Source organism: Hydrogenophaga laconesensis, from assembly GCF_031457235.1.
Classification (GTDB): domain Bacteria; phylum Pseudomonadota; class Gammaproteobacteria; order Burkholderiales; family Burkholderiaceae_C; genus Hydrogenophaga; species Hydrogenophaga laconesensis.
On record NZ_JAVDWE010000007.1, the window covers coordinates 117,010 to 140,498 of the forward strand.

Consider the following 23,489-nt stretch of genomic DNA (forward strand, 5'->3'; position numbering starts at 1 on the left):
CACACGACTTCCAACCATGAGCCAGACCATCACTCCCGAATTGCGCCGCTGGATCATCGAGCAGGCCTCCGCCGGCTTCACCCCCGAGGTGGTGCTGGCGTCCATGATGTCCTCCGGCTGGCAGGAGTCGGTCGCGGTGGCCGCGCTGGAGAGCACGCTGCGCGAGCACCTGCAGGAACAGGCCCGGGCGAAGGCCGCGGCCGAGGCGGCGGGTGGCCAGCCGGACGCGGAGCCCGAGCGGGTGCCCGTGCCCGACCTCGATCTGGAGCGCTCGCCCCGGCAGCTCGACGCGGGCGACCGCATGGTGGATGTCATCGTGTCGGTGGGCAACCCCCGCGTGGTGGTGTTGGGCAATCTGCTCAGCGCCGAGGAGTGCGAGGCGCTGATCGAATCCGCCCGCCCGCACCTGGCGCGCTCGCTCACCGTGCAGACCAAGACCGGCGGCGAAGAGCTCAACCCCGACCGCACCAGCAGTGGCATGTTCTTCACCCGTGGGCAGACGCCCGAGGTGGCCAGGGTGGAGGCCCGCATCGCTCGGCTGCTGAACTGGCCGCTGGAGAACGGCGAGGGTTTCCAGGTGCTGAACTACAAACCCGGTGCCGAGTACAAACCTCACTACGACTACTTCGACCCCAACGAGCCGGGCACGCCGACCATCCTGCGGCGTGGCGGCCAGCGCGTGGCCACGCTGGTGATGTACCTCAACGAACCCACACGCGGTGGGGGCACCACCTTCCCCGACATCGGTCTGGAGGTGGCCCCGGTGCGCGGCAACGCCGTGTTCTTCAGCTACGACCGCGCCCACCCTTCAACGCGCACGCTGCACGGCGGCGCGCCGGTGATCGAGGGCGAGAAGTGGGTTGCCACCAAATGGCTGCGCGAACGCGAATTCATCTGAAATGACACAGAACACCCCTGAACAATCGCAGCTCGGCCGCGTCTCGGCCTACATCGACCAGTACGACGCCTCGCTGCTGTTCCCCCTGCCGCGCGAGACCAAACGGCGCGAGATCGGCATCACCGGCAGCGTGCCTTTTCTCGGTGCCGATCTCTGGACCGCGTTCGAGCTGAGCTGGCTCAACCCCCGGGGCAAGCCGATGGTCGCGCTGGCGCAGATCACCGTGCCTTGCGAGAGCACGCACATCGTCGAGAGCAAGTCGTTCAAGCTCTACCTCAACAGCTTCAACAACACGCGCTTCGCCAGTGCCGATGCGGTGCGCGACCTCATCCGCGCCGACGTGAGCACCGCCATCTGGCACGGTGGTCCGGTGCAGGCGAGCGCGGGTGTGCGCCTGGTGCTGCCCGAGCAGTTCAACCGCGAGGCGGTGCATGAACTCGACGGCCTGTCGGTGGACCGGCTCGATGTCGAGTGCACGCAGTACCAGCCCGCGCCCGAGCTGCTTCATGCCGCGCTGCACGAGCAGCCCGTGACCGAGACGCTGGTGAGCCATCTGCTCAAGAGCAACTGCCTGGTGACGGGGCAGCCCGACTGGGGCAGCGTGCAGATCCAGTACAGCGGGCCGCAGATCGATCAGGCGGGGCTGCTGCAATACATCGTCAGCTTCCGCAACCACAACGAATTCCATGAGCAGTGCGTCGAGCGCATCTACATGGACATCTGGCAGCGCTGCAAGCCGGCCAAGCTCACGGTGTACGCGCGCTACACCCGCCGGGGCGGCCTGGACATCAATCCCTGGCGCAGCAGCCACCCGCAGTCGCCGCCGGCCAACGTGCGCACGGCACGGCAGTGAGCGCAGCGGCGGCCATCGCCGCTCAGGCAGCCTTCTGGAAACCTTCCAGCAGGTTCACGGCGTTGGTGCCGACCTCGTCCACCGCATAGCCGCCTTCGAAGGTGAACACGGTGGGCAGCCCGGCACTGGCGAGCGCTGCGCCCACCGCGGCGTAGTCGCCGGTCTTGAGGGTGAAGCCGGAAATCGGGTCGCCCTCGAAGGTGTCCAGGCCCAGCGGCACGACCAGCGCACTGGCACCGAAGTCGCGCACGGCCTGCAATGCGGTGTCGAGCGCGGCACGCCAGACCTTGACGCCCGAGCCGCGCGGGAGTGGCAGGTTGAGGTTGAAGCCCAGGCCTGCACCTGCGCCACGCTCGTCCGCGTGGCCGAGGAAGAAGGGGTACTCGGTGGCAGGGTCGCCGTGGATCGACGCGGTGAACACGTCGGCACGCTCATAGAAGATGGTTTGCGTGCCATTGCCATGGTGGTAGTCCACGTCCAGCACCGCCACCTTGCCGTGGCCGGCCTCGCGCAGCGCCTGTGCCGCGATGGCGGCGTTGTTCAGGAAACAGTAGCCGCCGAGAAAGTCCGGCCCTGCGTGGTGACCGGGCGGGCGCGAGAGCGCGAAGGCGCTGCGGTCGCCGTTGGCCAAGGCGCGCGCGGCGGCCAGCGCGCAGGCCGCGCCACCTCGTGCGGCGGCCCAGGTGCCTGCGGTCAGCGGCGAACCGGAGTCGAACGAGAACAGGCCCAGCCGCGCTGCGAAGTTGCGTGGCAGCACGTCGTTGCGAAAGCCATGCCGGTTGGCCAGCGGCCACACCGAAGGCAGGGCGTCGCGCTGTGCGTTCGCCGCGTCCATCGCCACCCACTGGTCCCACGCGGTGGCCAGGAACGCGAGATAGCGCGGGTCGTGCACGCGGGCGATGGCCGCGCCCAGGTCGGAGTCGTCCACCGTGGGTGGCGCGAGCGGGCCGAGGGGGCGGCGCTCCAGTTCGGCGAGCACGAAGTCCAGCCGCGCAGGCACTTCGTGACACGGCACCATGCGGCCGCGGAACATTTCCTGCTGACCGGCATGGCCGGCGTGGTGGGGGTTGTGAAAGGTCTTCATGGGCACGGGAGCGGTGGGGACGCCCATCGTAGCGAACGCGAGAGCTTCAGGCAGCCAGTGCAAGCGCGCGCTCTTGCGGTGCGGCTTCGCGCAACAGGCCGAACAGGTCTTTGGGATCGGGCAGTGCAGGCACCAGCGGCAGTTGTCGGCCCAGGCCGAGTTCGCGGGCCGCCTGTCGCAGGAAACGCAATGCGGAATAGTCTTCCAGCGCAAAGCCGACGGAGTCGAACAGTGTGACCTGCGCGGTGCCGGTGCGGCCCTCGGCACGCCCCGCCAGCACCTGCCAGAGCTCGGTCACGGCGAAGTCAGCGGGCAAGTGCTGCAAATCGCCTTCGATGCGGGTCTGAGGCTCGTACTCGACGAACACCGAGGCCATGCGCAACACGTCGGGGTGCAGCTCGGTCTTGCCGGGGCAGTCGCCGCCCACGCCGTTGATGTGCATGCCCGGTTCGATCAGGTCCGGCGTGAGGATGGTGGCATTGGTCTTGTCGGCGGTGACCGTGGTCACGATATCGGCACCTCGCACCGCCTGGGCGATGCTGTCGCAAGGCACCAGGCGAAGGCCGACCTGGCCGCCCAGGTTGGCCATGAGCTTGCGGGTGGCGGCGGGGTCGGTGTCGAACAGGCGGATCTCGTCGATGCCCATGAGGTGATGGAAGGCCAGGGCCTGGAATTCGCTCTGCGCGCCATTGCCGATGAGCGCCATGCGGCGGCTGTCAGTGCGGGCGAGGGCGCGCGCGGCCACGACCGACATGGCGGCCGTGCGCAGCGCGGTGGTGAGCGTGAGCTCGCTCAGCAGGAGGGGCGCACCGGTCGCCACGTCGGCGAGCACACCGAATGCCATCACCGTGGGCAGGCCGCCTTGCGTATTCCTGGGATGTCCGTTGACGTACTTGAACGCGTAGGTGGTGTCGTCGGCGATCGGCATCAGCTCGATCACACCGTCGCGGGAATGGCTGGCCACACGGGCGGATTTGTCGAAGTCCGGCCAGCGCAGGTAGTCGGCGTGCAGGGTGTCGGCCAGCCGCTCGAGCGTGCGGGGCAAGCCCAGGCGGTGGATCAGGTGGGCCACGTCCTGAGCGCTGAGGAACAGGGTCGGCAGAGAGGTGGAGGCGGCGTTCATGGGGATGTCCTTGATGATGGACATCAGTGTCGACGGGGTGAAGTTCAATGTAAATCGTCAACATTGATTGAATTTCGTCAATAAATTACCAAAATGTCAGCATTGAATCGCATAATGACCGGATGGACGCCCTCGATCAGCAATTGATTGCCCTGCTGCGCAAGGACGCGCGCACCAACGTTGCTGCACTGGCGAAAAAGCTGGGCGTCTCGCGCGGCACCATCACCAACCGCATCGCGCGGCTGGAGGCGGCTGGCGTGATCGTGGGCTACACGGTGCGGTTGCGGCCCGACGCGGAACCCAGCGAAATCATGGCGTGGATGAGCGTGGCGGTGGAGGGCAACCAGACACGCGCGGTGATTGCCAGCCTGCTGGGCGAACCCGGCGTGGCGGAGCTGCACGACACCAACGGCCGGTGGGACCTGCTCGCAAGCCTTCGCGCCACCAGCCTGACGGAGCTTTCGCAGGTGCTGGAGCGCATCCGCCTGATCCGGGGCATCAGCAGCACCGAGACCAGCTTGCACCTGGCCACTTACCGGGTGTCCTGACCCTTCAGCGCACGGGGACACCCATGAAAACCGCCCTGCTCGTCATCGATATGCAACAAGGGCTTTGCGAGGGCGAGGGGCGCGCCCACGCGAGCGACGAGGTGATCGCGCGCATCAACCAGGTGGCGGCAAGCGTCCGGGCGGCCGGTGCGCCGGTGGTCTTCATCCAGCACGAGTCCACCAGCGGGTATCTGGAGCACGGCACGCGCGAATGGCAACTGGCAGACGGACTGGAGGTGCAGCCCGGCGATCTCCGGGTGCGCAAGAAGACGCCCGATGCGTTCCTGAACACCGACCTGGAGGCCCTGCTGAAGGCCAGGGGCACCGAGGAGCTCATCGTCTGCGGCATGCACACCGAGTTCTGCGTGGACACCACCACGCGCCGCGCCCTGGCGCTGGGCTATCCCGTCGTGCTGGTGGCCGATGCCCATACCTCGGCGGGCAATGCCGTACTCACCGCACCCCAGGTGATCGCGCACCACAACGCCACCCTGACCAACATTTCCAGCTTCGGCCCGCGCGTGCGGGCGGTGAACAGCGCGGACCTGATTGGAACGGCGCCGGGCGCCTCAGCCCAGTGACCTGAACGGTTGCAGAGCGCTCAGCGGTGTGAAGTTGCCGGCCCGCCTCTCCTTCATCGCGGCGATGGACTCACGCACATGGGCGTTGCTCCAGACCGTGCCCTGCAGCCAGCCCATCTGGCGCAGGCTGTCTTCCACCGAGTGGTCGCGTGCATAGGTGACGGCCTGTTTGGTGCCCCAGATCGCCACCGGCGGCTTGGCCGCAATTTCCTTCGCGCATTGCAAGGCAGCGGCGAGCGTGGCGTCGGCGCTGTCGAACACCTCGTTCACCAGGCCGTAGGCCATGGCGCGGGCGGCGGGCAGGCGGCGGCCAGTGTAGGCCATCTCTTTCACCACGGCGAACGGCATCAGCTTGGGCAGCCTCTGCAGTGTGCCCACGTCGGCCACCATGCCGATGTTGATTTCCTGGATGCAGAAGAAGGCGTCCGCCGAGGCGTAGCGGATGCAGGCCGCGGTGACCATGTCCACCGCGCCCCCGATACAGCCGCCCTGGATGGCGCAGATCACCGGGATGCGCAGGTTCTCGATCTTCGTGAACGTGGCCTGCATGTCGGTGAGCAGGTCGAAGATGGCGGCCCGACCCTCGGGGCTCTGGTCGTCCATGCTGATCGCGCCCGCGAAGGTCTCCAGCGCCATGCCCGCGCTGAAATGCTTGCCGGTGCTGCTGATGACCAGGGCACGCGCCACCCCTTCGTTGTGGATCCGCGTGAGCAGCTCGTCCAGCTCGCGCCAGAACGTGGGGTGCATGGTGTTGAGTTCGGCGGGCCGGTTCATCACCAGGTGGGCGACATGGTCCTGGGTGGTGAGCGAGAAGCAGGTGGGTGCGTTCATGGCGGGCGTGTCTCTCGTGGGAAGGATCGGCTCACTGTAAGCCGACCCACGCGCAGGGACTGTCCCAGGCCGGACGCGGCTCAGTCTTCCGGGCCGAGCCAGTCGCAACGCAGGCGATGTGCGTTGTGCACTTTGCGGCGCCAGCGAACATAGAGCGTGGGGGCCATGATCCCGGCGCCACACAGCGGCACCAGCCACAGCGCCTGGGCGAAGAACGCCGGCACACAACCCACCCAGCCCATCACCCAGAAGGTGAGCATGCCGTCCCACAGCTGGTGTTCCAGCGGGTGATCGAGCCGGTGTGCCACATGCCAGCGCTTGATGCGCTCCAGCTCGCAGAGACTGAGACAGAGATGCATGGCAGCCCCCTGGGAACGGTGGGAATGCAGCGGATGGCGGTCTTCGCCAATGTAAGTTTCGCGTCAGCCCGCGTCAACGGGCGCTGAGTGACTTTCTGCCCAAATCAGAACAACTGGGCGGGTCCGGGGGGCCGTTCGGGCTCGGGCGGCACTTCGCCCAGCCGCGCCAGCGAACCCACACGCACGCCCAGCAGCCGGATGCGCCGTGTGAGGTCCACCCGCTTGAGGCACAGGCCAGCCTGGCGGCGGATGCTGGTGGCTTCATTGGTGAAATGATCGATGGTGCTGTCGCGTGTGACGATCTGGAAGTTGTCGTAGCGAAGCTTGACCCCGATGGTCTTGCCGACATAACCCTTGCGCTGCAGGTCGTCGGCCACCTGCTCGCACAGGCGGGTGAAGATGGCGCCGAGTTCGGCGCGGTCACGTGCCGCATGCAGGTCGCGGTCAAAGGTCGTCTCGCGGCTCATGCTCACCGGCTCGCTCTCGGTCTGCACCGGGCGCTCGTCACGGCCCCACGCCACCTCGTGCAGCCAGGCGCCGTAGCTCTTGCCGTAGTGCTGGATCAGCCACGTGCGTTCGCGCTGCGCCAGCTCGCCGATGGTGTGGATGCCGTGACCCTGCAGCTTCGCATCGGCCTTGGGGCCCACGCCGTTGATCTTGCGGCAGGGCAGGGGCCAGATGAGTTGCTCCAGGTCCTGCTCGTACACGACGCTGATGCCGTTGGGTTTCTTGAATTCGCTCGCCATCTTGGCGATGAGCTTGTTCGGTGCCACGCCGATGGAGCAGGTCAGGCCCGTCGCCTGGAAGATGCTTTTCTGGATCAGGCGTGCCAGCACGCGCCCGCCTTCGCGCTGACCGCCTGGCACGTCGGTGAAGTCGATGTAGACCTCGTCCACGCCCCGGTCCTCCATCACCGGCGCGATCTCGCGGATGGTCTGCTTGAACAGGCGCGAGATGCGGCGCACCTCATCGAAATCCACCGGCAGCAGGATGGCCTGCGGGCAAAGTCTGGCCGCCTTCATCAGGCCCATGGCCGAACCCACGCCGAACTGGCGCGCGGGGTAGGTGGCGGTGGTCGCCACCCCGCGCCCGGCGTACTGCCCCAGCAGGGGAAAGAACTCGACCGGGATGTGGGCCAGGTCATCGCCCGTCCATTCGCGCTCGGGGTAGGCCTCGCGCAGCCGCGCGAGCATGTCGTCCTCGCGCCGACGGCCTCCGCCGATCACCACGGGCAGCCCCTTGAGTTGCGGATAGCGCAGCAACTCGACCGACGCGTAGAAAGCGTCCATGTCGAGGTGGGCGATGCGCCGGATCGGGGCCGTGGGTGGGGTCACGGCGGTGAGCATACCGGGGGATGACATCAGGCGTGTCCGGAGCGGACGGCCATTTCGACGGCACCGAAGGAACCGGCTCTGCCGGGCCCCGGGGTGCACAACCCCTCGCGCAGCGGAGGGAGGAGCGGCGGAGCCGTGCGGAGGGTGATCTCCTTACTTCGGAAACGTGCCCGGCAGCAGGATGCCCTTGTCCACGTTCTCGATCTGCGTGTGGCCGCAGAAGGCCATGGTCAGGTCCAGTTCCTTATGGATGATCTCCAGGCACTTGCTCACACCCGCCTCCCCCATGGCGCCCAGGCCATAGAGCATGGGGCGGCCGATGTAGACGCCGCGCGCGCCGAGCGCGCGCGCCTTGAGCACGTCCTGGCCGCTGCGGATGCCGCCGTCCATGTGGATCTCGATCTGGCCGCCGACCGCGTCCACGATGGAAGGCAGGGCGTCGATGCTGCTCTGGGCGCCATCCAGCTGCCGGCCGCCGTGGTTGCTCACGATGAGGGCGTCGGCGCCCGAGGCCACGGCCAGCTTTGCGTCTTCCACATCCTGGATGCCCTTGAGGATCAGCTGGCCACCCCAGCGCTTCTTGATCCATTCCACATCGCCCCAGTTGAGCGACGGGTCGAACTGCTTGGCCGTCCATTCGCCGAGGCTGCCCATGTTCTCGATGCCACTGACGTGGCCGAAAATGTTGCCGAACTGCTTGCGCTTGGTGCCGAGCATGCCCAGCGCCCAGCGCGGCTTGGTGGCGATGTCGATCATGTTGGCGAGCGTCATCTTCGGCGGCGCGGTCAGTCCGTTCTTCAGGTCCTTGTGACGCTGGCCGATGATCTGCAGGTCCAGCGTCAGCACGAGCGCGCTGCACCGGGCGGCCTTGGCGCGGTCGATCAAACGCTCGATGAAGCCGCGGTCGCGCATCACATAGAGCTGGAACCAGAAACCCTCGCCCGCGTGCTGCGCCACGTCCTCGATCGAGCAGATGCTCATGGTGGAGAGCGTGAACGGGATGCCGAACTTGCGCGCAGCGCGTGCGGCGAGGATCTCGCCATCCGCGTGCTGCATGCCGGTCAGGCCGGTGGGGGCGATGGCCACCGGCATGGCCACCTCCTGGCCGATCATCGTGCTGCGCGTGCTGCGGTTCTCCATGTTGACCGCCACGCGCTGGCGCAGCTTGATCTTCTGGAAGTCCGCTTCGTTCGCACGGTAGGTGCCTTCCGTCCAGGAACCGCTGTCGGCGTATTCGTAGAACATGCGTGGCACGCGTTTCTGGGCGAGCACGCGCAGGTCTTCCACGTTGGTGATGACGGTCATCTCGAAAGTCTCCGGTGATTCGGTGGTCGGGGGATGTTAGCCGCGCACTCCGCAAAAGGTTTGTGAAAGCGGCTGGTGGTGCTTTGAAATTTTTGCTGCAATGCAGCGTCCAGCGAAAGACAGACGGTGGAACTGCCTCGCGAGCAAAAGAGTCGGATGGACATGAAAATCCACACCCTGGCCGTCATCCTGACCCTGGCTGTGCCGTTGGCGGCCACTGCCGCGGAGGTCTACCGGTGGGTGGACGATCACGGTCAGGTGGTCTATGGCACCGTGGTCCCCGAGCGGTACCGCAGCAAGGCCGTGCCTGCCAGCACCCCCCTGCCGCCTGGTATCAGCGCGTGCGAGGCCCGCTGGCACCGTTACATGGCCAGCGCGGCCTGTTTCGACCAGTACCGGGTCGTGGGCGGTGGCCTCAAGGCCGAGGCCTACAAGCGCTGCACCGAAGTACCCCAGCCCGAACCCTGTACCTGACCTGGGGCCTGATCAGATCGCCCGGTTCACTGGGCGGTGATCTTCTGCTCGCGGATGACCTTTCCCCATTCGGCGGACTCGCGCACGATGTCGGCGGCCAGCGGCCCGGCGGGCATGTAGGCCGGCACGGCACCCTGCTGGGCCGCAATCTGTGCGATGTCGGGCGCTTCCATCACCGAGCGCAGGCTGTCGCTCAGGCGCTCGACGATGGCCGCCGGCGTGCCAGCCGGCGCCAGCACGTAGAGGCGGGGCACCGCAGAGAAGCCGGGCAGGGCGTCGGAGAGCGGGGCAATGTCTTCGGCGCCGGACAGTTTCACGGGGTTCATCACAGCCACCGCGCGCAGCTTGCCTGCCTTGGCCTGGGCGATGGCCGAGGTCGCGCTCACCACGCCAATGGGCACCTGGCCGCTCATCACGTCGGGCACGATCTGCGACGCGCCCCGGTAGGGAATGTGGACCACGAAGGTGCGGGCCTGGCCCTTGAGCATCTCGAAACCCAGGTGGTGCACCGTGCCCACGCCCGAGGTGGCGTAGGAGTAGCGGCCGGGGTTCTCCTTGAGCAGCTTCACGAACTCGGCCGGTGTTTTGGCCGGTACATCGTTGTTGGCCACGATCACCAGGGGCAGCGTGAACACACCGGCCACGGGCGTGAACGCTTTGACCGGGTCGAAGCTCATGCGCGGTTGCAGATGTTGTGCGATCAGCAGCGAGCTGTCGCCCAGCATCAAGGTGTAGCCATCGGGCGCGGCGCGTGCCACCGTGTCGCCTGCGATCAGGCCGGCCGCGCCGGTGCGGTTGTCCACCACCACCTGCTGGCCGAGCAGGGCCGACAGGCGCGGGGCGATCAGCCGTGCCATGGCGTCGACGCCGCCGCCTGCCGAGTAGCCGACCACGAGCCGCACCGGCTTGCTGGGCCAGGCCTGTGCCCAGGCGCTCGCGCCGAGCGTGGACGCCAGCGCCAGTGCGATGGCGGTGCGCCGGCCGATCGAGAAGGATGGGTTGCTTTTCTGCATGTCTTGTCTCCGTTCTTTTCGTGGGGATTCCGGTTCAGGCCTTGCCCGCGCCGCGCGAGCCTGGCCGTCTGGCGAGTTCGGCCAGACGTTCGGGGTTGGGCTTGAAACCCAGACCGGGCGTCACGGGCAGGCGCAGCATGCCGCGTTCCGGTTTGGGCAGATCGTCGAAGACCAGTTCGCAGCACTGCACCGCCACCGAGTGGTACTCCACCAGCGAGCCATTGGCCAGACCGGCGTGCAGATGCATGTTGTGATGGGGCCAGGCACCACCATTGGCAAAGCGCGTGTTGAAGGCAGAGGCCATGCCAGCGATGCGGCTGCACTGGGTGAAACCACCGCTGATGCAGGCGTTGGGCTGCACCACGTCCACCGCCTGCGCGACCAGCATGTCGCGAAAGCGCGAGGCCAGCCCTTCGTTCTGCCCGGCGGCCAGCGGGATCGAGGTTTTGGCGCGCAGCCTCGCGAGGTTGGGAATGTCGTTCTGCGATACCGGTTCCTCGAAGAAGCTGATGTCGCAGGGTTCCACCTTCTTCGCCAGGGAGAGCGCGTGGAAGTAGTCGAGGCTGCAGTTGGCGTCGATGTAGATCTGCACGTCCGGCCCGACAGATTCGCGCACCGCGCGGATGCGCTGCACGTCTTCGGCGATGACCTGATCCAGCGGCCGTGGTTCGTCGCGCCGCTGCAGCGCATGGTGTCCCACCGTCATCTTCAGGCGGGTGAAACCACGACCCACCCACTCGCGCGCGGCGGCGGCCAGTTCGTCGCGGTCGAAGAAGTTGAAGCCGAAGGTGGCGTACACCGGCACCTCGGCGCGTGCACCGCCCAGCAGGCGCCAGCACGGCTCGCCCAGTGCCTGGCCCTTGATGTCCCAGAGCGCGAGATCGATGGCGGCGATGGCATGGCTCGCATAACCCGATTGGCCGCGCGGCGTCAGCAGCCAATAAAGACGTTCCCAGATCTGCTCGTGCCGCATCGGATCCATGCCGATCAGGTGGTGCGCCGCGATGTCGTTGACGATGCTGCCGATCACCTCCTCCTCGGTGATGGCGGTCATGCCGGTGCCGATGAGGCCGCTGTCGGTTTCGACAGTGACGAGGCAGACCGACAGGCTGGTGGTCTGGGCGCGGCTGGGGGACTGGACGGTGACGGGCAGGTTCAGCGGTGTGGCGCTGACACGGGCGATTTTCATGAAGTCTCCGGGCGCGGCCAGGGCAGCCGCGATTGTGTTTGTGGGGTCTGGCGGCAGTGTAGGAATGGCCGTCTGTGGGCCGCAATGGCGTGCGGCAAAGGCCGCTTTCGCGAAACGCGAAAGCCTGCTTCAGCGCCTCAGTGGGTGGTGAGGGCGCGGATCAGCGTCATCGCGGCTGGTGCGGGTGGCGCGTCGGTGCGGGTGGCGATGTGGTGTGTGCGCCGGGCCCAGGGGTCGGACAGCGGCACCGCCGTGAGCGGCAGATGGGCCAGCTGGGGGGCGATCGCCTCCAGCGGCAGCACACCCACGCCCAGGCCGGCAGCCACCATGCGGCACACGGCGTCGAAGCCTCGCATGCGCATGCGCACATGGAGCTGGCGGCCGGCGTCGGCCGCCGAGGCCAGCAGGCGGTTGGACAAGGCTGTGCCGTCTGTCAGCGTGATGAAGGGCTCGTCCAGCGCGTCGACCAGCCGCAACCGGCGGCGGCTTGCCAGCCGGTGCGAGCGTGGGGCGAGCAGCACCAGGGTGTCGCTGAAAAAAGGCGTGAACGCCAGGCCGGCAGGCGGCACGGGCAGGTCCACCACACCGAAGTCGGCGCGCCCCTCGATCAGTGCGAGCGGGATTTCCGGGCTGCCGCGCTCCTCCATGTCGATGCGGATCAGCGGATGCGCTTTCATGAACTGCTCGAGCCGTCGGGGCAGTACCTCCAGCAGTGCCGAGGTGTTGGCCAGCACGCGCACCTGACCCTGCAGGCCCTCGCTGTAGCCGCGCAGGTGCTGCGCCAGCCGGTCCGCGTCGGTCAACAGCGCGCGGCTGCGTTGCACCAGCATCTGGCCCGCAGGCGTGAGCTGCACACCGCGCGACGACCGCTCGAACACCCGGAAGCCCAGCGACTCCTCCAGCGCCGTGATGCGCGCACTGGCGGCCGCCACCGCCAGTTGCAGGCGCTCGCTGGCCGCGCTGATGGAGCCGAGGTCGGCCGCCGCCACCACGACGCGCAAGGTGCTCAGGTCAATGGTTTCCTGCATGCGCTTTCACCCCCGCTCCCCGAACCTCGAACCGCACCTCGTCCAGCACCTTGCCGCGCGCGTCGGTGAGTTGCATCACGTGCCTGCCCGGCCAGGGTAGCCATTGCACCTGGGCGCCCTGGGCCAGGGGCTTGCCGTCCAGGCGCCAGCGGCCACCAGTGCCGCTGGCGATGAAGGTGAGTCGCTGCCGGTTGGGTGGGATGTCCGGGTCCAGCGCGACGATGGTGCCTGGCGCTGGCGAGCGGATACGCAGCGGGGCGCCGGTGGGCTGTACCGCTGCGTCGGGCGTGTCCATCGCGAAGCTGGCCTGCTCGGTGCCGGCGATGAACCACTCGCTGCGCGTGGCTTCCAGCGGCCTCCTGCCATCCGCACCGTCGAAACGGGTGCGAACCTGCACCAGGCCGACTGGTGGTGTGGGCGGACGGCTGGGCGTGCGGGCATGCAGGTGCTGCATCACATCGGCCCAGATGGGCGCCGCACCGCTGGTGCCACTGACATTCCACATCGGCGCGCCGCTGGCATTGCCGACCCACACGCCGACGGTGTAGCGCTCGGACCAGCCCACCGCCCAGTTGTCGCGCATGTCCTTGCTGGTGCCGGTTTTCACGGCGGTCCAGAAGCGCGTGGCCAGCAGGCTGTCGGTGCCGAAGGTGCGCGCGCGCGCGTTCGGATCGCTCAGGATGTCGCCCACGATGAAGGCCGCACGAGGGTCGATGACCGCTTCGCCCTGTGGCGGCGAACCCACCGGCCCATGCCGACCACCATTGGCCAGTGTGCGGAACGCGTTGGTGAGTGAGAGCAGAGGCACCTCGGCACTGCCCAGGGCCAGGCTGTAGCCGTAGTAGCCCGCGGATTCGCGCAATGGCAGGCCCATGGCGCCCAGTTGCCGGTGAAAGGCGTCGGGCGAGACCATGACGAGCGTGCGCACCGCGGGAACGTTGAGCGACGAGGCCAGCGCGGTGCGCGCAGAGACCCAGCCCTTGAACTGGCGGTCGTAGTTCTGCGGGATGTAGAGTCCACTGGTGGTGGGGATGGCGGCGGGCGAGTCCTCCAGCAGAGAAGCCGCCGTCATGCGTCGCTGCGCGATCGCCTGTGCGTAGAGAAACGGCTTGAGCGTGGAGCCAGGCTGGCGCAGCGCGGTCACGCCATCCACCTCCGATGCTGCGCTCAACTCGCCCGACGATCCTACCCAGGCCATCACGTCGCCACTGGCGTTGTCCAGCACGACGAGCGCGCCGTCCTGTGCGTTGCGCCCGCGCAGTTCACGCAGGTGACGTTGGAGGGTGTGCAGGGCGAAGCGCTGCAGCGGCGCGGACAGCGACGAGCGCGCCGTGCGTTCAGTGCCCGGCGTCTGCTCGCTGAGCACGCGCCGCGCGTGGTGCGGGGCAATGCCTTCGGTGGCCGGGAACTCGCGGCTGTTGAGTGCCATGTCGGCGAAAGCCTGCAGCACCACGCAATCCACCGTGGTGCCCGTTTGCATGAGCCTGAGCACGCCGCACGCGCGCTGTGCCACCTGTCTGGGCGCGGCGTTGGGCCCGCGCACCAGCGCGGCCGCCAGCGCCGCTTCGGATTCGTCCAGGCCGTGCGCGGCCTTGCCGAACAGCGTGCGCGAGAGCGCGTCGATGCCGACGATCTCGCCCCGGAAGGGCACGAGGTTCAGGTACGCCTCGAGGATCTGGTCCTTGCGCCAGCGCCGCTCCAGGCTTTGCGCGGCCACGGCCTGGCCGATCTTCTGCGACACGCGCCGCCCGCCCGCGCCGCGCTGCAGATCGCCATCCGGCTCGTCCAGCAGCGCGGCCAGCTGCATGGTGATGGTCGAGGCGCCGCGGGTGCGCGTGTTCCACAGGTTCCCCCAGGCCGCGGCCGACACCGCGCGCCAGTCGACACCGCTGTGTTCGTGGAAGCGCTTGTCCTCGCTCAACACCATGGCCGTGCGCAGCGCGGGCGACATGTCGGCCAGCGCGATCCATTCGCCACGGCGCACGCGGTGGTCCACGCGCACGCGCTGCAGCAACTCGCCATGGCGGTCGAGCACGCGCGCGTCGGACGGGCGCCAGTCGGCCTGCACCTCGGCGAAGCTGGGCAAGGCCTGCGCGTGGGGCGCCAGGCCCAGGCCGAGCGCGATGGCCGCGAGCGCGTGGCGCAGGTTCACCGGACGGCCTCCACCGTCACGCGTGCGTTGGGCGTTTCACCGAACATTTCCGGCGCGTACATCGCCTCCACGCGGCTGGGCGGCAGCGAGAACACGCCCACATTGTTCAGTCGCACGGTGTATTCCACCTTGAAGACGCCTTTGGGCACGTACTCGTGGTAACTGCGGTAGGACTCGAAGCTGCGTTCCTCGAAGGCTGGCCAGGCGTTGCCCGACGGGCTTCGCTGGCCTGAGGTGGCGATCTGCGAGTCGCGGCCCAGCCCGCCGCCCAGGATGGTCGCGCCGCCGGGGATCGGATCGGTGACCACGACCCAGGTCATGTCGGCCGAGGCGTTGATCTCCAGCGACACCCGCCACACATCGCCGCGTGTGTGCGTGCCGCTGACGGCCTGTTCCACGGGGGAGATGGTCTTCTTGAGGGTGTAGCCGGCACTGAAAGGCGAGGTGAGCGGAATCGCGGCGATGGACTGCAGCGTCAGCCAGGGCTTGCCCGCGCCCTGGTGCGCCACGCTCAGCGTGCCTTTGCCGCCATCGGCCAGCCACGGCAGGAAGCCGGTGTTGTTTTTCAGGTTGCCCGGGCTGGCGGGGGCGCCGAACCAGGTCGTCTGGTTGGGTGCGCCGATTGCATCGGTCGTCTTCACACGCTCGACTTTGGCCCAGTCGATGGCGGCGCTGCCCGTGCCGAGGGCGGCACGCGTCGTGCCCGCCACCGGCACCGCCTCGAACTTCGCCGAGAACTTCTCCAGCGCAAGACCGCCCCAGAGGTTGGCCGTGGTGGTGCGCCAGGCGCCGTTCTGCTGGCGGCCGATGAAGCCGCTGGCCAGCCGACCCATGTCGTCCTGCCAGGCGGGGTCGTCCATCACCGCGAGCATCAGGCGTGCGGTGTTCACGTCGCCGTTGGCCATGAGCCACCACCAGTAGTCGTCCCGTTCCGTGCTGAACACCAGCTTCGTGCCCTGGAAGCTCAGACGCGCGCGCAGCACCTGGGTGGCCTCGGCGAGGCGCTGTTCGCGTTGCGGCACATCGGTCACACGTTTGAGGATGTTCACCCAGTCGATCACCGCGCTGGTGGGCCACTGGTTGGGTGCGATCGTCACGCTGCCCAGCATGCGGCCGCGTGCCTTGCCATGGCGCGACAACGCTTCGATGGCGGCGAGCTTGCGCACGTCCAGGTCCTTGCGCGGGCTCCAGAACTCGCGCGTGATGCGGCCTTCGACAAAGGCGATCAGGCCCCGCTCCATTGGAGCGCGCACGTCGTCGGGCAGGCCGAAGGCCGGGTCGATGGAGGACGCTTCGTGCGTGGCGGCGAGCAGGTAGGCGGTGAGGATGTCGCTGCCGCGGTCACCATCGCCCTCGCGTGGCGGGAAGTAGCTGGCCAGGCCGTCGCTGTCCAGGTAGCTGGGCAACTGCGCCACCACGCCCTGCCACAGCTTCGCATCGCGCAGGCCCACCGCCTTGCTCGTCTTCTGCTCCAGGCACACGAAAGGGTAGTTGGCGAACCAGTCGCGCACGCCGGGCAGGCCTTCGGCCAGCCTGGGTTGCAGCGCGATCTTGAGGCCACCGCGGCCCGGCAGGGCGCCGGCAGGCGGCGCCACGTCGAGGTTGAAGGCGCCGTCGACCTGAACCAGCGTGGCCTGCTGCACCGTCAGCGGCACGGCGGGCACGATGCGCTGCCGTGCCTTGAGTGCGTCTTTCGCGCCACCCAGCGTGTCCTTCGCCTCGATCTCCCACAGGATCGCCTCGGCGCGGGTCTGCGTCAGCTGTGCGGGCGCGGTCACGTTCCAGGCCACCTCGCGCGCTTCGCCGGCCGGAATGTCCACGGTCTGCGGCTTGAGCTCCAGCAAGGTGGCGCGCGGCGCCACCTCCACCTTCATGGCCCTCTGCGTGGTGTTGCGCAACGTGAGTTGTGCGCGGAACTGGTCGTCTTCGCGCACCAGGGGCGGCAGACCACTGATGATCTGCAGGTCCTGGGTCGACCGCACACTGACCTGCCCGGTGCCGAAAAGCCCCGTGCCCATGTCGGCCACGGCGACGATCTGGAAGGTGGTGAGCGCATCGTTCAAGGGCACCGTGACGATGGCCTGGCCTTTCGCATCCAGCACCACTTTCGGGTTCCAGAGCAGCAGGGTGTCGAAAAGCTCGCGCGTGCCGCTCTTGCCGCCGCCGCCACCGGCGGGCACGGCCTTGCGGCCATAGTGCCGGCGGCCGATGATCTCCATCTGCGCGGTGGACGTTTCGACGCCCCATGCGCGCGGCTGCAGCATGGCTTCCAGCAGGTTCCAGCTGCGGTTGGGCATGAGTTCCAGCAGCGCCTGGTCCACCGCGGCGAGGGCCACTTCCGCGTTCGCCGCCGGCTGGCCGTTCGGCAGTTTTGCCGTGATGGTCACGCGCGCCTGGCCCCGCACCGGGTAGCTCTCCTGGTCGGCCTTCACGCTCACGTCGAGCTGGTGCGCTTTCGTGCCGACGCGGATTTCCGCCAGGCCCAGGCGGAACGCGGGCTTGCTCAAGTCCACCAGCGCCGTTGGTGCCACGTACTCGCGCCCTTCGTGCCAGAACGATGTCCACCATTCGCGCGGCGCCTTGTAGCCCCAGGTGAAGAACGAGTACCACGGCACCTCACGCAGACGGCCGCGCAGGGCCAGCACGCTCACGTAGACGTTGGGCCCCCAGCCTTCCTGCACCTTGAGCTGCACGGTCGGGTCCTGCCCGTTGAGCTGCACCACACGGCTTTCGACGATGCCTTCGCGCTCTACCGTGAGCAACGCCGTGGCGAAGCGGAACGGCATGCGCACCTGGAACGTCGCGGTGTCACCGGGCTGGTAGGTCTTCTTTTCCGGTAGCAGGTCGATGCGGTCGTGGTTTTCGCCGCCGAACCAGAGTTCGCCCTGGCGCGTGACGTACACCGAACTCGCCGCCTGGATGCTCTGGCCCGCGCTGTCCTTCGCGGTCACGACGAGCTCGACCTCACCGGGTTCGCCGAGCGTGGTCTCGCACAGCAACAGGCCGCGCGCATCGCTCTTGCCACTGCACACCGTGCCCAGGTCCTTCGTCTCCGACCGGTTGTCGTAGGTGTAGAAACCGCCCACCATGCGCTTGCGGCTGGTGGTGGTGATGTGGGCCAGCGCCTTCACGTCCAGCGAGACGCCGGCCGCCGGCTTGCCCGCGAGGTCCAGCGCCAGGGCCTGGAACCGAATCTTTTGCCGCGCCGACACCCAGCCTTCGGTCTTGATGCCGGCGACCACATTCGCCGGCCAGACGGTGGAGACGCTGCGCAGCGTCTGCACCTCGCCGTTCGGGTCGGCGTAGGTGGCCTCCAGCAACAGTTCCTGGGGTTGCGACGCGGCCGGAATCTGATCGATGACGACCGCGCCCGCGCCATTGCGGTCCAGCGTGACGGGCAGCTTGTCGGCGATGATGCGCTGGTCCTGCGAGGCCGTGGCCTCTTCCTCGCCCCCCTCGTCGCTCTGTGCGTTGTCACCGCGCACGCGCGGTGGCTGGAAGCTGAAGCCGTCGAAGTCGCGGAAGCTGAGGTATTTGTCGCGCACCAGCGCCGACACACGCACGGGCAGATTGGCCGCGCCACCGCCGGACACATAGCTCACCTGCAGCTGCGTCGGCAGGCTCTGCACGTTGACCAGCGCCTTCTGCTCCTGCGGTGCGATGCGGCCTTCGAGCACCGGCAGCCGGAATTCTTCAACGCGGAACTCGCCGGTGCTGTACTGGCGCTGGCGTTCGTCGGCGCTCTTGAGCGTGACCTCGTAGCTGCCCAGCTTCGCGCCGCCGGGCACCGCGAAGCTGTTTTCGGCGCTCTGCCCGCCGGTCGCCGTCCTGCGCCAGATCACGGGTTGCGTGAACTGCTGGCCGCTGCCGGTGTGCGTGACGACCAGGGTATCGGGGAGGATTTCCGGCAGGCCGAAGCCCTGACCGGTTTCGGTGCGGATCAGGTGCTTCATCGACACCGTTTCACCTGCGCGCAGCAGCGTGCGGTCGAACACCGTGTGGACACGCTCGTCGGGGCGCTTGTCGCGGCTGGTGGGCACGTTGAAGCGCCACGGCTCGATACCCCGGTACCAGTCGCTCCAGGTGAACGCCATGTCTTCCGTGGCACCGTCTTTCAGGCGGGCGCTGACGAAGTAGGCCTGCGAGGCTTCGCCGTCATCGCTGTTGCAGCGCGGGGCTTCGGGCGGCACGCCCTTGAGTTCGACCACACCTTGTGCGTTGGTGGTGCCCGTGGCCACCTCCTTGCCGGCGCAGTCGGACACGCGCACGAAAGCACCTGCCGCAGGCTTGCCCTTGTCCAGGGTGGTCACCCAGGCCAGCGCGTTCTCGCGGCCAAGCTTGAAGTGCACACCCAGGTTGGTCACCAGTGCCGAGGTGCGCACGTACATCGTGCGGGAACCGCCATAGCGCGGGTCCAGCAGCGCGCCGCCGAGAGTGGGCGATGCGATCTCGACGACGTGAAAGCCCGGCGTGAGCGGAATGCCCACCACCTCGAAAGGCCGTGGATCGCCGCTGGCGGGCCTGGGCAGTTCCATCGCCTTCACGTTCGCCTGGCCCTTGAGCAGCGACACGGCACGCGACTCGACCCAGCGCTTGTCCCGGTCCTCCAGTGCTTTGGGCAGCGGCCCGGCCGTCTCGGCCTGCGCATGTTTTCGCAGCACGTTGAACTGGTGGTAGCGCTGCACCTTGCGGAACCAGGCAATGATGTCCGCGTCGGTCCGGGGTTGCAGGTCGCTCACCTGGCCCGGCGTGACGCCCTGTACGGACAGTGCCGCCTCCACGTTGCGCAACGTCACGGGCAGCAACGCCGTGCCACCCGGTTCCGCAAAGCGTTCGACGATGCCGAACGGTGCTGCGGCGAACTTGGCCAGCGGTGGCATCGGCCCGGTGTTCACCGCCAGCGGGAAGCTGTCGGCATTGGCGGGGGCGCGGCCGGCAGCGTCCTTGAAGTCCTTCGGCAACGCCACCTTGAAGGTGGCCTGTTCGGCGAACGGGGCCTTGAAGCTCACCTCGTCGACCAGACTGTCGCCGTCGGCGTTGTCTTCCTCGAACACCGGCTTGTGCGACTGCTGAGGCGATTGGAGGCGCAGGCCTTCGGCCACCTTGCGCGGCACCGGCGCGCTGAAGTTGAGCGTCATCGGCCGGATCGGCAGGCAGGCCGCCTGTGCGTTTTCGCGCTCGCAGCTGAACCCGACGGTGAAGGCTTCACGCACCCGGAATTCAAGGCGCCGTTCGATGGTGTTCGCCACGCCCGACGGTGTGGCCACGCCCTTGCCGAAGACGATGGCCACGCGCGTGTCCGGTGTGAAGCGGCGGTTGCACGCCAGCGTCACGTAACGCTGCGGTTCCTGCGCGGCGGCCTTGTCCCAGCCATTGGCCTTCAGCACCGCAGTGCGGTCGTTGCCGTTGATGAGCCGGATCGGGACGCGTTCACCCAGGCCTTCGACCGCGCACCACACGTTGGACTGCAGACTGGCTTCCGTCGCCGCGCCGTTGAGCCGCAGCGCGAAATACTGTTCCTCGTCGATCTGCGACGAGGTTCCCGGCCGCACCTGCTGCACGAACGGTCCGCCGGTGTTGAAGGTGGACCGGAAGGGGGGCAGTTCCGCCCCCTTGGGCGATTTGAAGCCGCTTTTGCCTTGCACCGTGCAGTTCACGCCCGGCGGCAGATCGTTCTCGAAATCGAAGGCCCATTCTCGGTCGTTGATCCAGCGGCCGTTGCCCCGCGTGGCCTGGGCGTCGCTGCAGCTCAGGGACACCGGGGCGGGGGCGCGCGCGTCGCCGAAGTTCACCGCGCTTTCATCGAACTTGACGACGATCTGGCGGACCCGCGATACCTCGCCCCGAGGCGACACGCTGGTGATCTGCAGTGCTGTGGCCGGCAGGGCCGTGGCCAGCAGCAGCGCAGCAACGGCAAGGTGGGACGGTGTGTTCTTCAAGTCTTCCTCCATGGCAGGTGCCAAGGGTAGCGGAAAGCCCTCCGCTCCAGGTGTCCCGGTGGACCGGCGCGCGGGCCGGTGGTGCTCAGCCCAGGCGCTTGCGGTGGCGTGCGATCTGTGCACGCACCTGCGCCGGCGCGGTGCCGCCCAGGGTGTTGCGCGCCTCCAGGCTGCCGCGCAGGCTCAGGCATTCGTACACGTCTTTCTCGATCGACGCATTGAAGCCCTGCAGCACCGCCAACGGCAATTCCGACAGGTCGCAGTTGTGCGACACGGCAGCCTTGACGGCATGCGCCACGGTTTCGTGCGCGTCGCGGAACGGCAGGCCCTTCTTCACCAGGTAGTCGGCCAGGTCGGTGGCCGTGGCGTAGCCCTTCTTGGCCGCTTCTTCCATCGCAATGGCGTTCACCGTGATGCCGCCTTCCTTGGCGCCGGTGGCCGGATTCGTCTGGCCGCCCACCATCTCGCCGAAGATGCGCAACGTGTCCTTGAGCGTGTCCACGGTGTCGAACAGCGGTTCCTTGTCTTCCTGGTTGTCCTTGTTGTACGCCAGCGGCTGTCCCTTCATGAGTGTGATCAAACCCATGAGATGGCCGACCACGCGGCCGGTCTTGCCGCGCGCGAGTTCGGGCACATCGGGGTTCTTCTTCTGCGGCATGATCGACGAGCCGGTCGTGAAGCGGTCGGCGATCTTCACGAAACCGAAGTTCTGGCTCATCCAGAGGATCAGCTCCTCGCTGAAACGGCTCACGTGCACCATGCAGAGGCTGGCCGCGGCGGTGAATTCGATGGCGAAATCCCGGTCGCTCACGCCGTCCAGGCTGTTCTGGCACACCAGCGGCTCACCGCGCTCGTCCACCATGCCCAGGGTGCGCGCCACCCGTTCGCGGTCCAGCGGGTAGGTGGTGCCGGCCAGCGCGGCGCTGCCCAGAGGCAGGCGGTTGGTGCGGCGGCGCACGTCGGCGAACCGCTCGGCGTCACGCGAGAACATTTCCACATACGCCAAGAGGTGGTGCGCGAAGCTCACGGGTTGTGCCACCTGCAGGTGCGTGAAGCCGGGCAGGATCACGTCCACGTTCTTCTCCGCCACCTCCACCAGTGCGATCTGCAGTTCGTTGAGCAGCGGCACGATCAGGTCGATCTCGCTGCGCAGCCAAAGCCGCACGTCGGTGGCAACCTGGTCGTTGCGGCTGCGGCCGGTATGAAGACGCTTGCCCGCATCGCCCACCAGCTGGGTCAGGCGCGCCTCGATGTTCAGGTGCACGTCCTCGAGGTCGAGCTTCCACTCGAACTGGCCGGACTCGATCTCTTCGGTGATCCGGGCCATGCCGCGCTGGATGGCCTCGTGGTCGGCGGCGGCGATGATGCCCTGGTGCGCCAGCATTTCCGCGTGGGCGAGGCTGCCGGTGATGTCGGCCTGCCAGAGGCGTTTGTCGAAGAAGACGCTGGCCGTGTAGCGCTTGACCAACTCGCTCATCGGCTCCGAGAATAGGGCGGACCAGGCTTCGGATTTCTTGTCGAGTTGGTTGGTGGACATGGTGTTGCCAGCGGCTGGAAGGAAAATGGAAGGGACGGACGTGCGCCGGGGATGGGCTTGGGGCGGGAGGCCCGGGCCGGTTGCGGCGCTGCAGACCTCTGTTGAGGCCCTCATGGGGCCGACCCGAAGGCGGATTGCATCCCATGAAAGATTCCAGAATTTTATCGAGCTTCCAGGAACTGGCGCATGCGGCCGGCGCGCGCCCGATCGATGAGATGCCCGAGCACATGCGTGTGAGGGTGCAGGTGTTCGACACCTGCCAGGTCGGCACGGTGCTGCGCGCGGTGCTGTTCGTGCAGGCCATCGTCGCGGTGGCCGCTCTTTTTGGTGCCCAGACCTTCCTCGTCTGGGTGACACAGATGGCGATCTACACGGGTGCCGCGTTGCCCGCCGTGCTGGCCTGGCTGCTCACGGTGTGTGGCCTCAAGCGCCAGCTGGGCCTGCTGCCGATCCCGGGGCAATGGGGCGCCGCGATCGGTTTTGGCGCGCTGTCGGGCCTCTACGGTTGTGCCCTGCTGGTCTGGATGGGACTGGCCGCTCCCTCCCCCTGGCTGGCCAGCGCGGCATCGGGTGCCCTGGTGTCGGGGGTGCTGGTGGCGGCGCTCATGTGGCGCTCCAAGGCGCGCGGGCCCGCAGGCACCACGGCGCGGCTGGCGGAGCTGCAGGCGCGCATTCGCCCGCACTTCCTGTTCAACACCCTCAATAGCGCGATCGCGCTGGTGCGCGAGGAGCCGGCCAAGGCAGAGAACTTGCTAGAGGATCTCAGCGAACTGTTCCGGCATGCGCTGGCCGATCCGAAGGAAGCTGTGCCGCTGTGGCAGGAGCTGGAGCTGGCCGAACACTACCTGGCGATCGAGCAGGTGCGGTTCGGCGACCGGTTGCGGGTGGAGTGGAGCGTGGACGATTCGGCCTCGAAAGCGAAACTGCCCCCGCTGATCCTGCAGCCGCTGGTGGAGAATGCGGTGAAGCACGGGGTGGAGCCGAGCGCCAGTGGGGCGGTGGTTCGCATCAGCACGCAGCGTCGTGGCAGTGTGGTGGTGATCAAGGTCACCAACACGGTGCCCGCGGGCAGCGGCAAGCCCGGCAACGGGCTGGCGCTGGACAATGTGAGGCAGCGCCTGACGCTGCTGCACGACGTGCAGGGACGTTTTCAGAGCGCCTTGGTGAATGGCGTGTTTCAGGTAAGACTTGAAATACCGGTATAAGCGGGGTTTGAAGCGAACCCGATCTGGCAACGGAGC

Annotated in this window: 18 protein-coding genes; 6 read left to right on the top strand and 12 right to left on the bottom strand. The window is 67.7% G+C overall.

What is annotated here, in order from left to right; all coding sequences use genetic code 11:
* The first annotated feature begins 16 nt into the window (after positions 1 to 16).
* Complete coding sequence (locus J2X09_RS13865) at positions 17 to 898, top strand: 2OG-Fe(II) oxygenase (protein WP_204734067.1); 882 nt, start codon at positions 17 to 19, stop codon at positions 896 to 898.
* A 1-nt stretch (position 899) separates the two neighbouring features.
* On the top strand, positions 900 to 1,751 hold the full coding sequence (queF, locus tag J2X09_RS13870) for an NADPH-dependent 7-cyano-7-deazaguanine reductase QueF (protein WP_204734066.1): 852 nt from the start codon (positions 900 to 902) through the stop codon (positions 1,749 to 1,751).
* Between the two features lie 22 nt (positions 1,752 to 1,773).
* Here the strand turns inward: queF and J2X09_RS13875 are convergent, their stop codons facing one another.
* Together J2X09_RS13875 and ocd are read right to left on the bottom strand one after the other, a co-directional pair.
* Entirely contained in the window at positions 1,774 to 2,835 is a 1,062-nt protein-coding gene (locus J2X09_RS13875) for a histone deacetylase family protein (protein WP_204734065.1), read from the bottom strand.
* Between the two features lie 46 nt (positions 2,836 to 2,881).
* Positions 2,882 to 3,958 (bottom strand): ornithine cyclodeaminase, encoded by a 1,077-nt coding sequence (gene ocd / locus J2X09_RS13880; protein WP_204734064.1) that lies wholly within the window; start codon positions 3,956 to 3,958, stop codon positions 2,882 to 2,884.
* A gap of 122 nt (positions 3,959 to 4,080) precedes the next feature.
* On the opposite strand from ocd, the gene J2X09_RS13885 reads away from it, so the two are divergent.
* Positions 4,081 to 4,506, top strand: coding sequence for an Lrp/AsnC family transcriptional regulator (locus tag J2X09_RS13885; RefSeq protein ID WP_204734063.1), 426 nt, complete (start codon positions 4,081 to 4,083; stop codon positions 4,504 to 4,506).
* Between the two features lie 23 nt (positions 4,507 to 4,529).
* Positions 4,530 to 5,087, top strand: a complete 558-nt coding sequence (locus tag J2X09_RS13890; RefSeq protein ID WP_204734062.1) for a cysteine hydrolase family protein — start codon at positions 4,530 to 4,532, stop codon at positions 5,085 to 5,087.
* Here J2X09_RS13890 and J2X09_RS13895 read toward each other — a convergent pair.
* The 4 genes from J2X09_RS13895 to J2X09_RS13910 all read right to left on the bottom strand — a co-directional run bounded on the left by J2X09_RS13895 (position 5,076) and on the right by J2X09_RS13910 (position 8,916).
* Positions 5,076 to 5,918 carry an enoyl-CoA hydratase-related protein gene (locus J2X09_RS13895; protein WP_204734061.1) on the bottom strand — a complete coding sequence of 281 codons (843 nt, stop codon included), beginning with the start codon at positions 5,916 to 5,918 and terminating at the stop codon, positions 5,076 to 5,078. The genes J2X09_RS13890 and J2X09_RS13895 overlap by 12 nt on opposite strands.
* A gap of 80 nt (positions 5,919 to 5,998) precedes the next feature.
* Positions 5,999 to 6,277 (bottom strand): hypothetical protein, encoded by a 279-nt coding sequence (locus J2X09_RS13900; RefSeq protein WP_204734060.1) that lies wholly within the window; start codon positions 6,275 to 6,277, stop codon positions 5,999 to 6,001.
* 104 nt (positions 6,278 to 6,381) lie between these two features.
* Positions 6,382 to 7,638, bottom strand: coding sequence for a Y-family DNA polymerase (locus J2X09_RS13905; RefSeq protein ID WP_204734059.1), 1,257 nt, complete (start codon positions 7,636 to 7,638; stop codon positions 6,382 to 6,384).
* Positions 7,639 to 7,764: 126 nt separating this feature from the next.
* Positions 7,765 to 8,916 carry an alpha-hydroxy acid oxidase gene (locus J2X09_RS13910; protein WP_204734058.1) on the bottom strand — a complete coding sequence of 384 codons (1,152 nt, stop codon included), beginning with the start codon at positions 8,914 to 8,916 and terminating at the stop codon, positions 7,765 to 7,767.
* A 162-nt stretch (positions 8,917 to 9,078) separates the two neighbouring features.
* Here J2X09_RS13910 and J2X09_RS13915 point away from each other — a divergent pair, with 162 nt between their 5' ends.
* Positions 9,079 to 9,390, top strand: coding sequence for a DUF4124 domain-containing protein (locus J2X09_RS13915; protein ID WP_204734057.1), 312 nt, complete (start codon positions 9,079 to 9,081; stop codon positions 9,388 to 9,390).
* A gap of 26 nt (positions 9,391 to 9,416) precedes the next feature.
* Here J2X09_RS13915 and J2X09_RS13920 read toward each other — a convergent pair whose 3' ends face one another.
* The 6 genes from J2X09_RS13920 to argH form a co-directional block, all read right to left on the bottom strand.
* Positions 9,417 to 10,403 (bottom strand): Bug family tripartite tricarboxylate transporter substrate binding protein, encoded by a 987-nt coding sequence (locus J2X09_RS13920; RefSeq protein WP_204734056.1) that lies wholly within the window; start codon positions 10,401 to 10,403, stop codon positions 9,417 to 9,419.
* 34 nt (positions 10,404 to 10,437) lie between these two features.
* Entirely contained in the window at positions 10,438 to 11,592 is a 1,155-nt protein-coding gene (locus J2X09_RS13925) for a mandelate racemase/muconate lactonizing enzyme family protein (protein WP_204734055.1), read from the bottom strand.
* A gap of 137 nt (positions 11,593 to 11,729) precedes the next feature.
* A complete protein-coding gene (locus J2X09_RS13930; RefSeq protein ID WP_204734054.1) occupies positions 11,730 to 12,620 on the bottom strand; it encodes a LysR substrate-binding domain-containing protein in 891 nt (296 codons plus the stop codon).
* Entirely contained in the window at positions 12,604 to 14,772 is a 2,169-nt protein-coding gene (gene pbpC, locus J2X09_RS13935; RefSeq protein WP_204734053.1) for a penicillin-binding protein 1C, read from the bottom strand. The genes J2X09_RS13930 and pbpC overlap by 17 nt, the downstream gene beginning before the upstream one ends.
* Complete coding sequence (locus J2X09_RS13940; protein WP_204734052.1) at positions 14,769 to 20,723, bottom strand: alpha-2-macroglobulin family protein; 5,955 nt, start codon at positions 20,721 to 20,723, stop codon at positions 14,769 to 14,771. The genes pbpC and J2X09_RS13940 overlap by 4 nt, the downstream gene beginning before the upstream one ends.
* Before the next feature lie 73 nt (positions 20,724 to 20,796).
* Positions 20,797 to 22,248: an argininosuccinate lyase gene (gene argH / locus J2X09_RS13945; RefSeq protein ID WP_204734051.1), complete on the bottom strand. Its 1,452-nt coding sequence runs from the start codon at positions 22,246 to 22,248 to the stop codon at positions 20,797 to 20,799.
* 143 nt (positions 22,249 to 22,391) lie between these two features.
* On the opposite strand from argH, the gene J2X09_RS13950 reads away from it, so the two are divergent.
* Entirely contained in the window at positions 22,392 to 23,453 is a 1,062-nt protein-coding gene (locus tag J2X09_RS13950) for a sensor histidine kinase (RefSeq protein WP_204734050.1), read from the top strand.
* Positions 23,454 to 23,489: the final 36 nt, after the last annotated feature.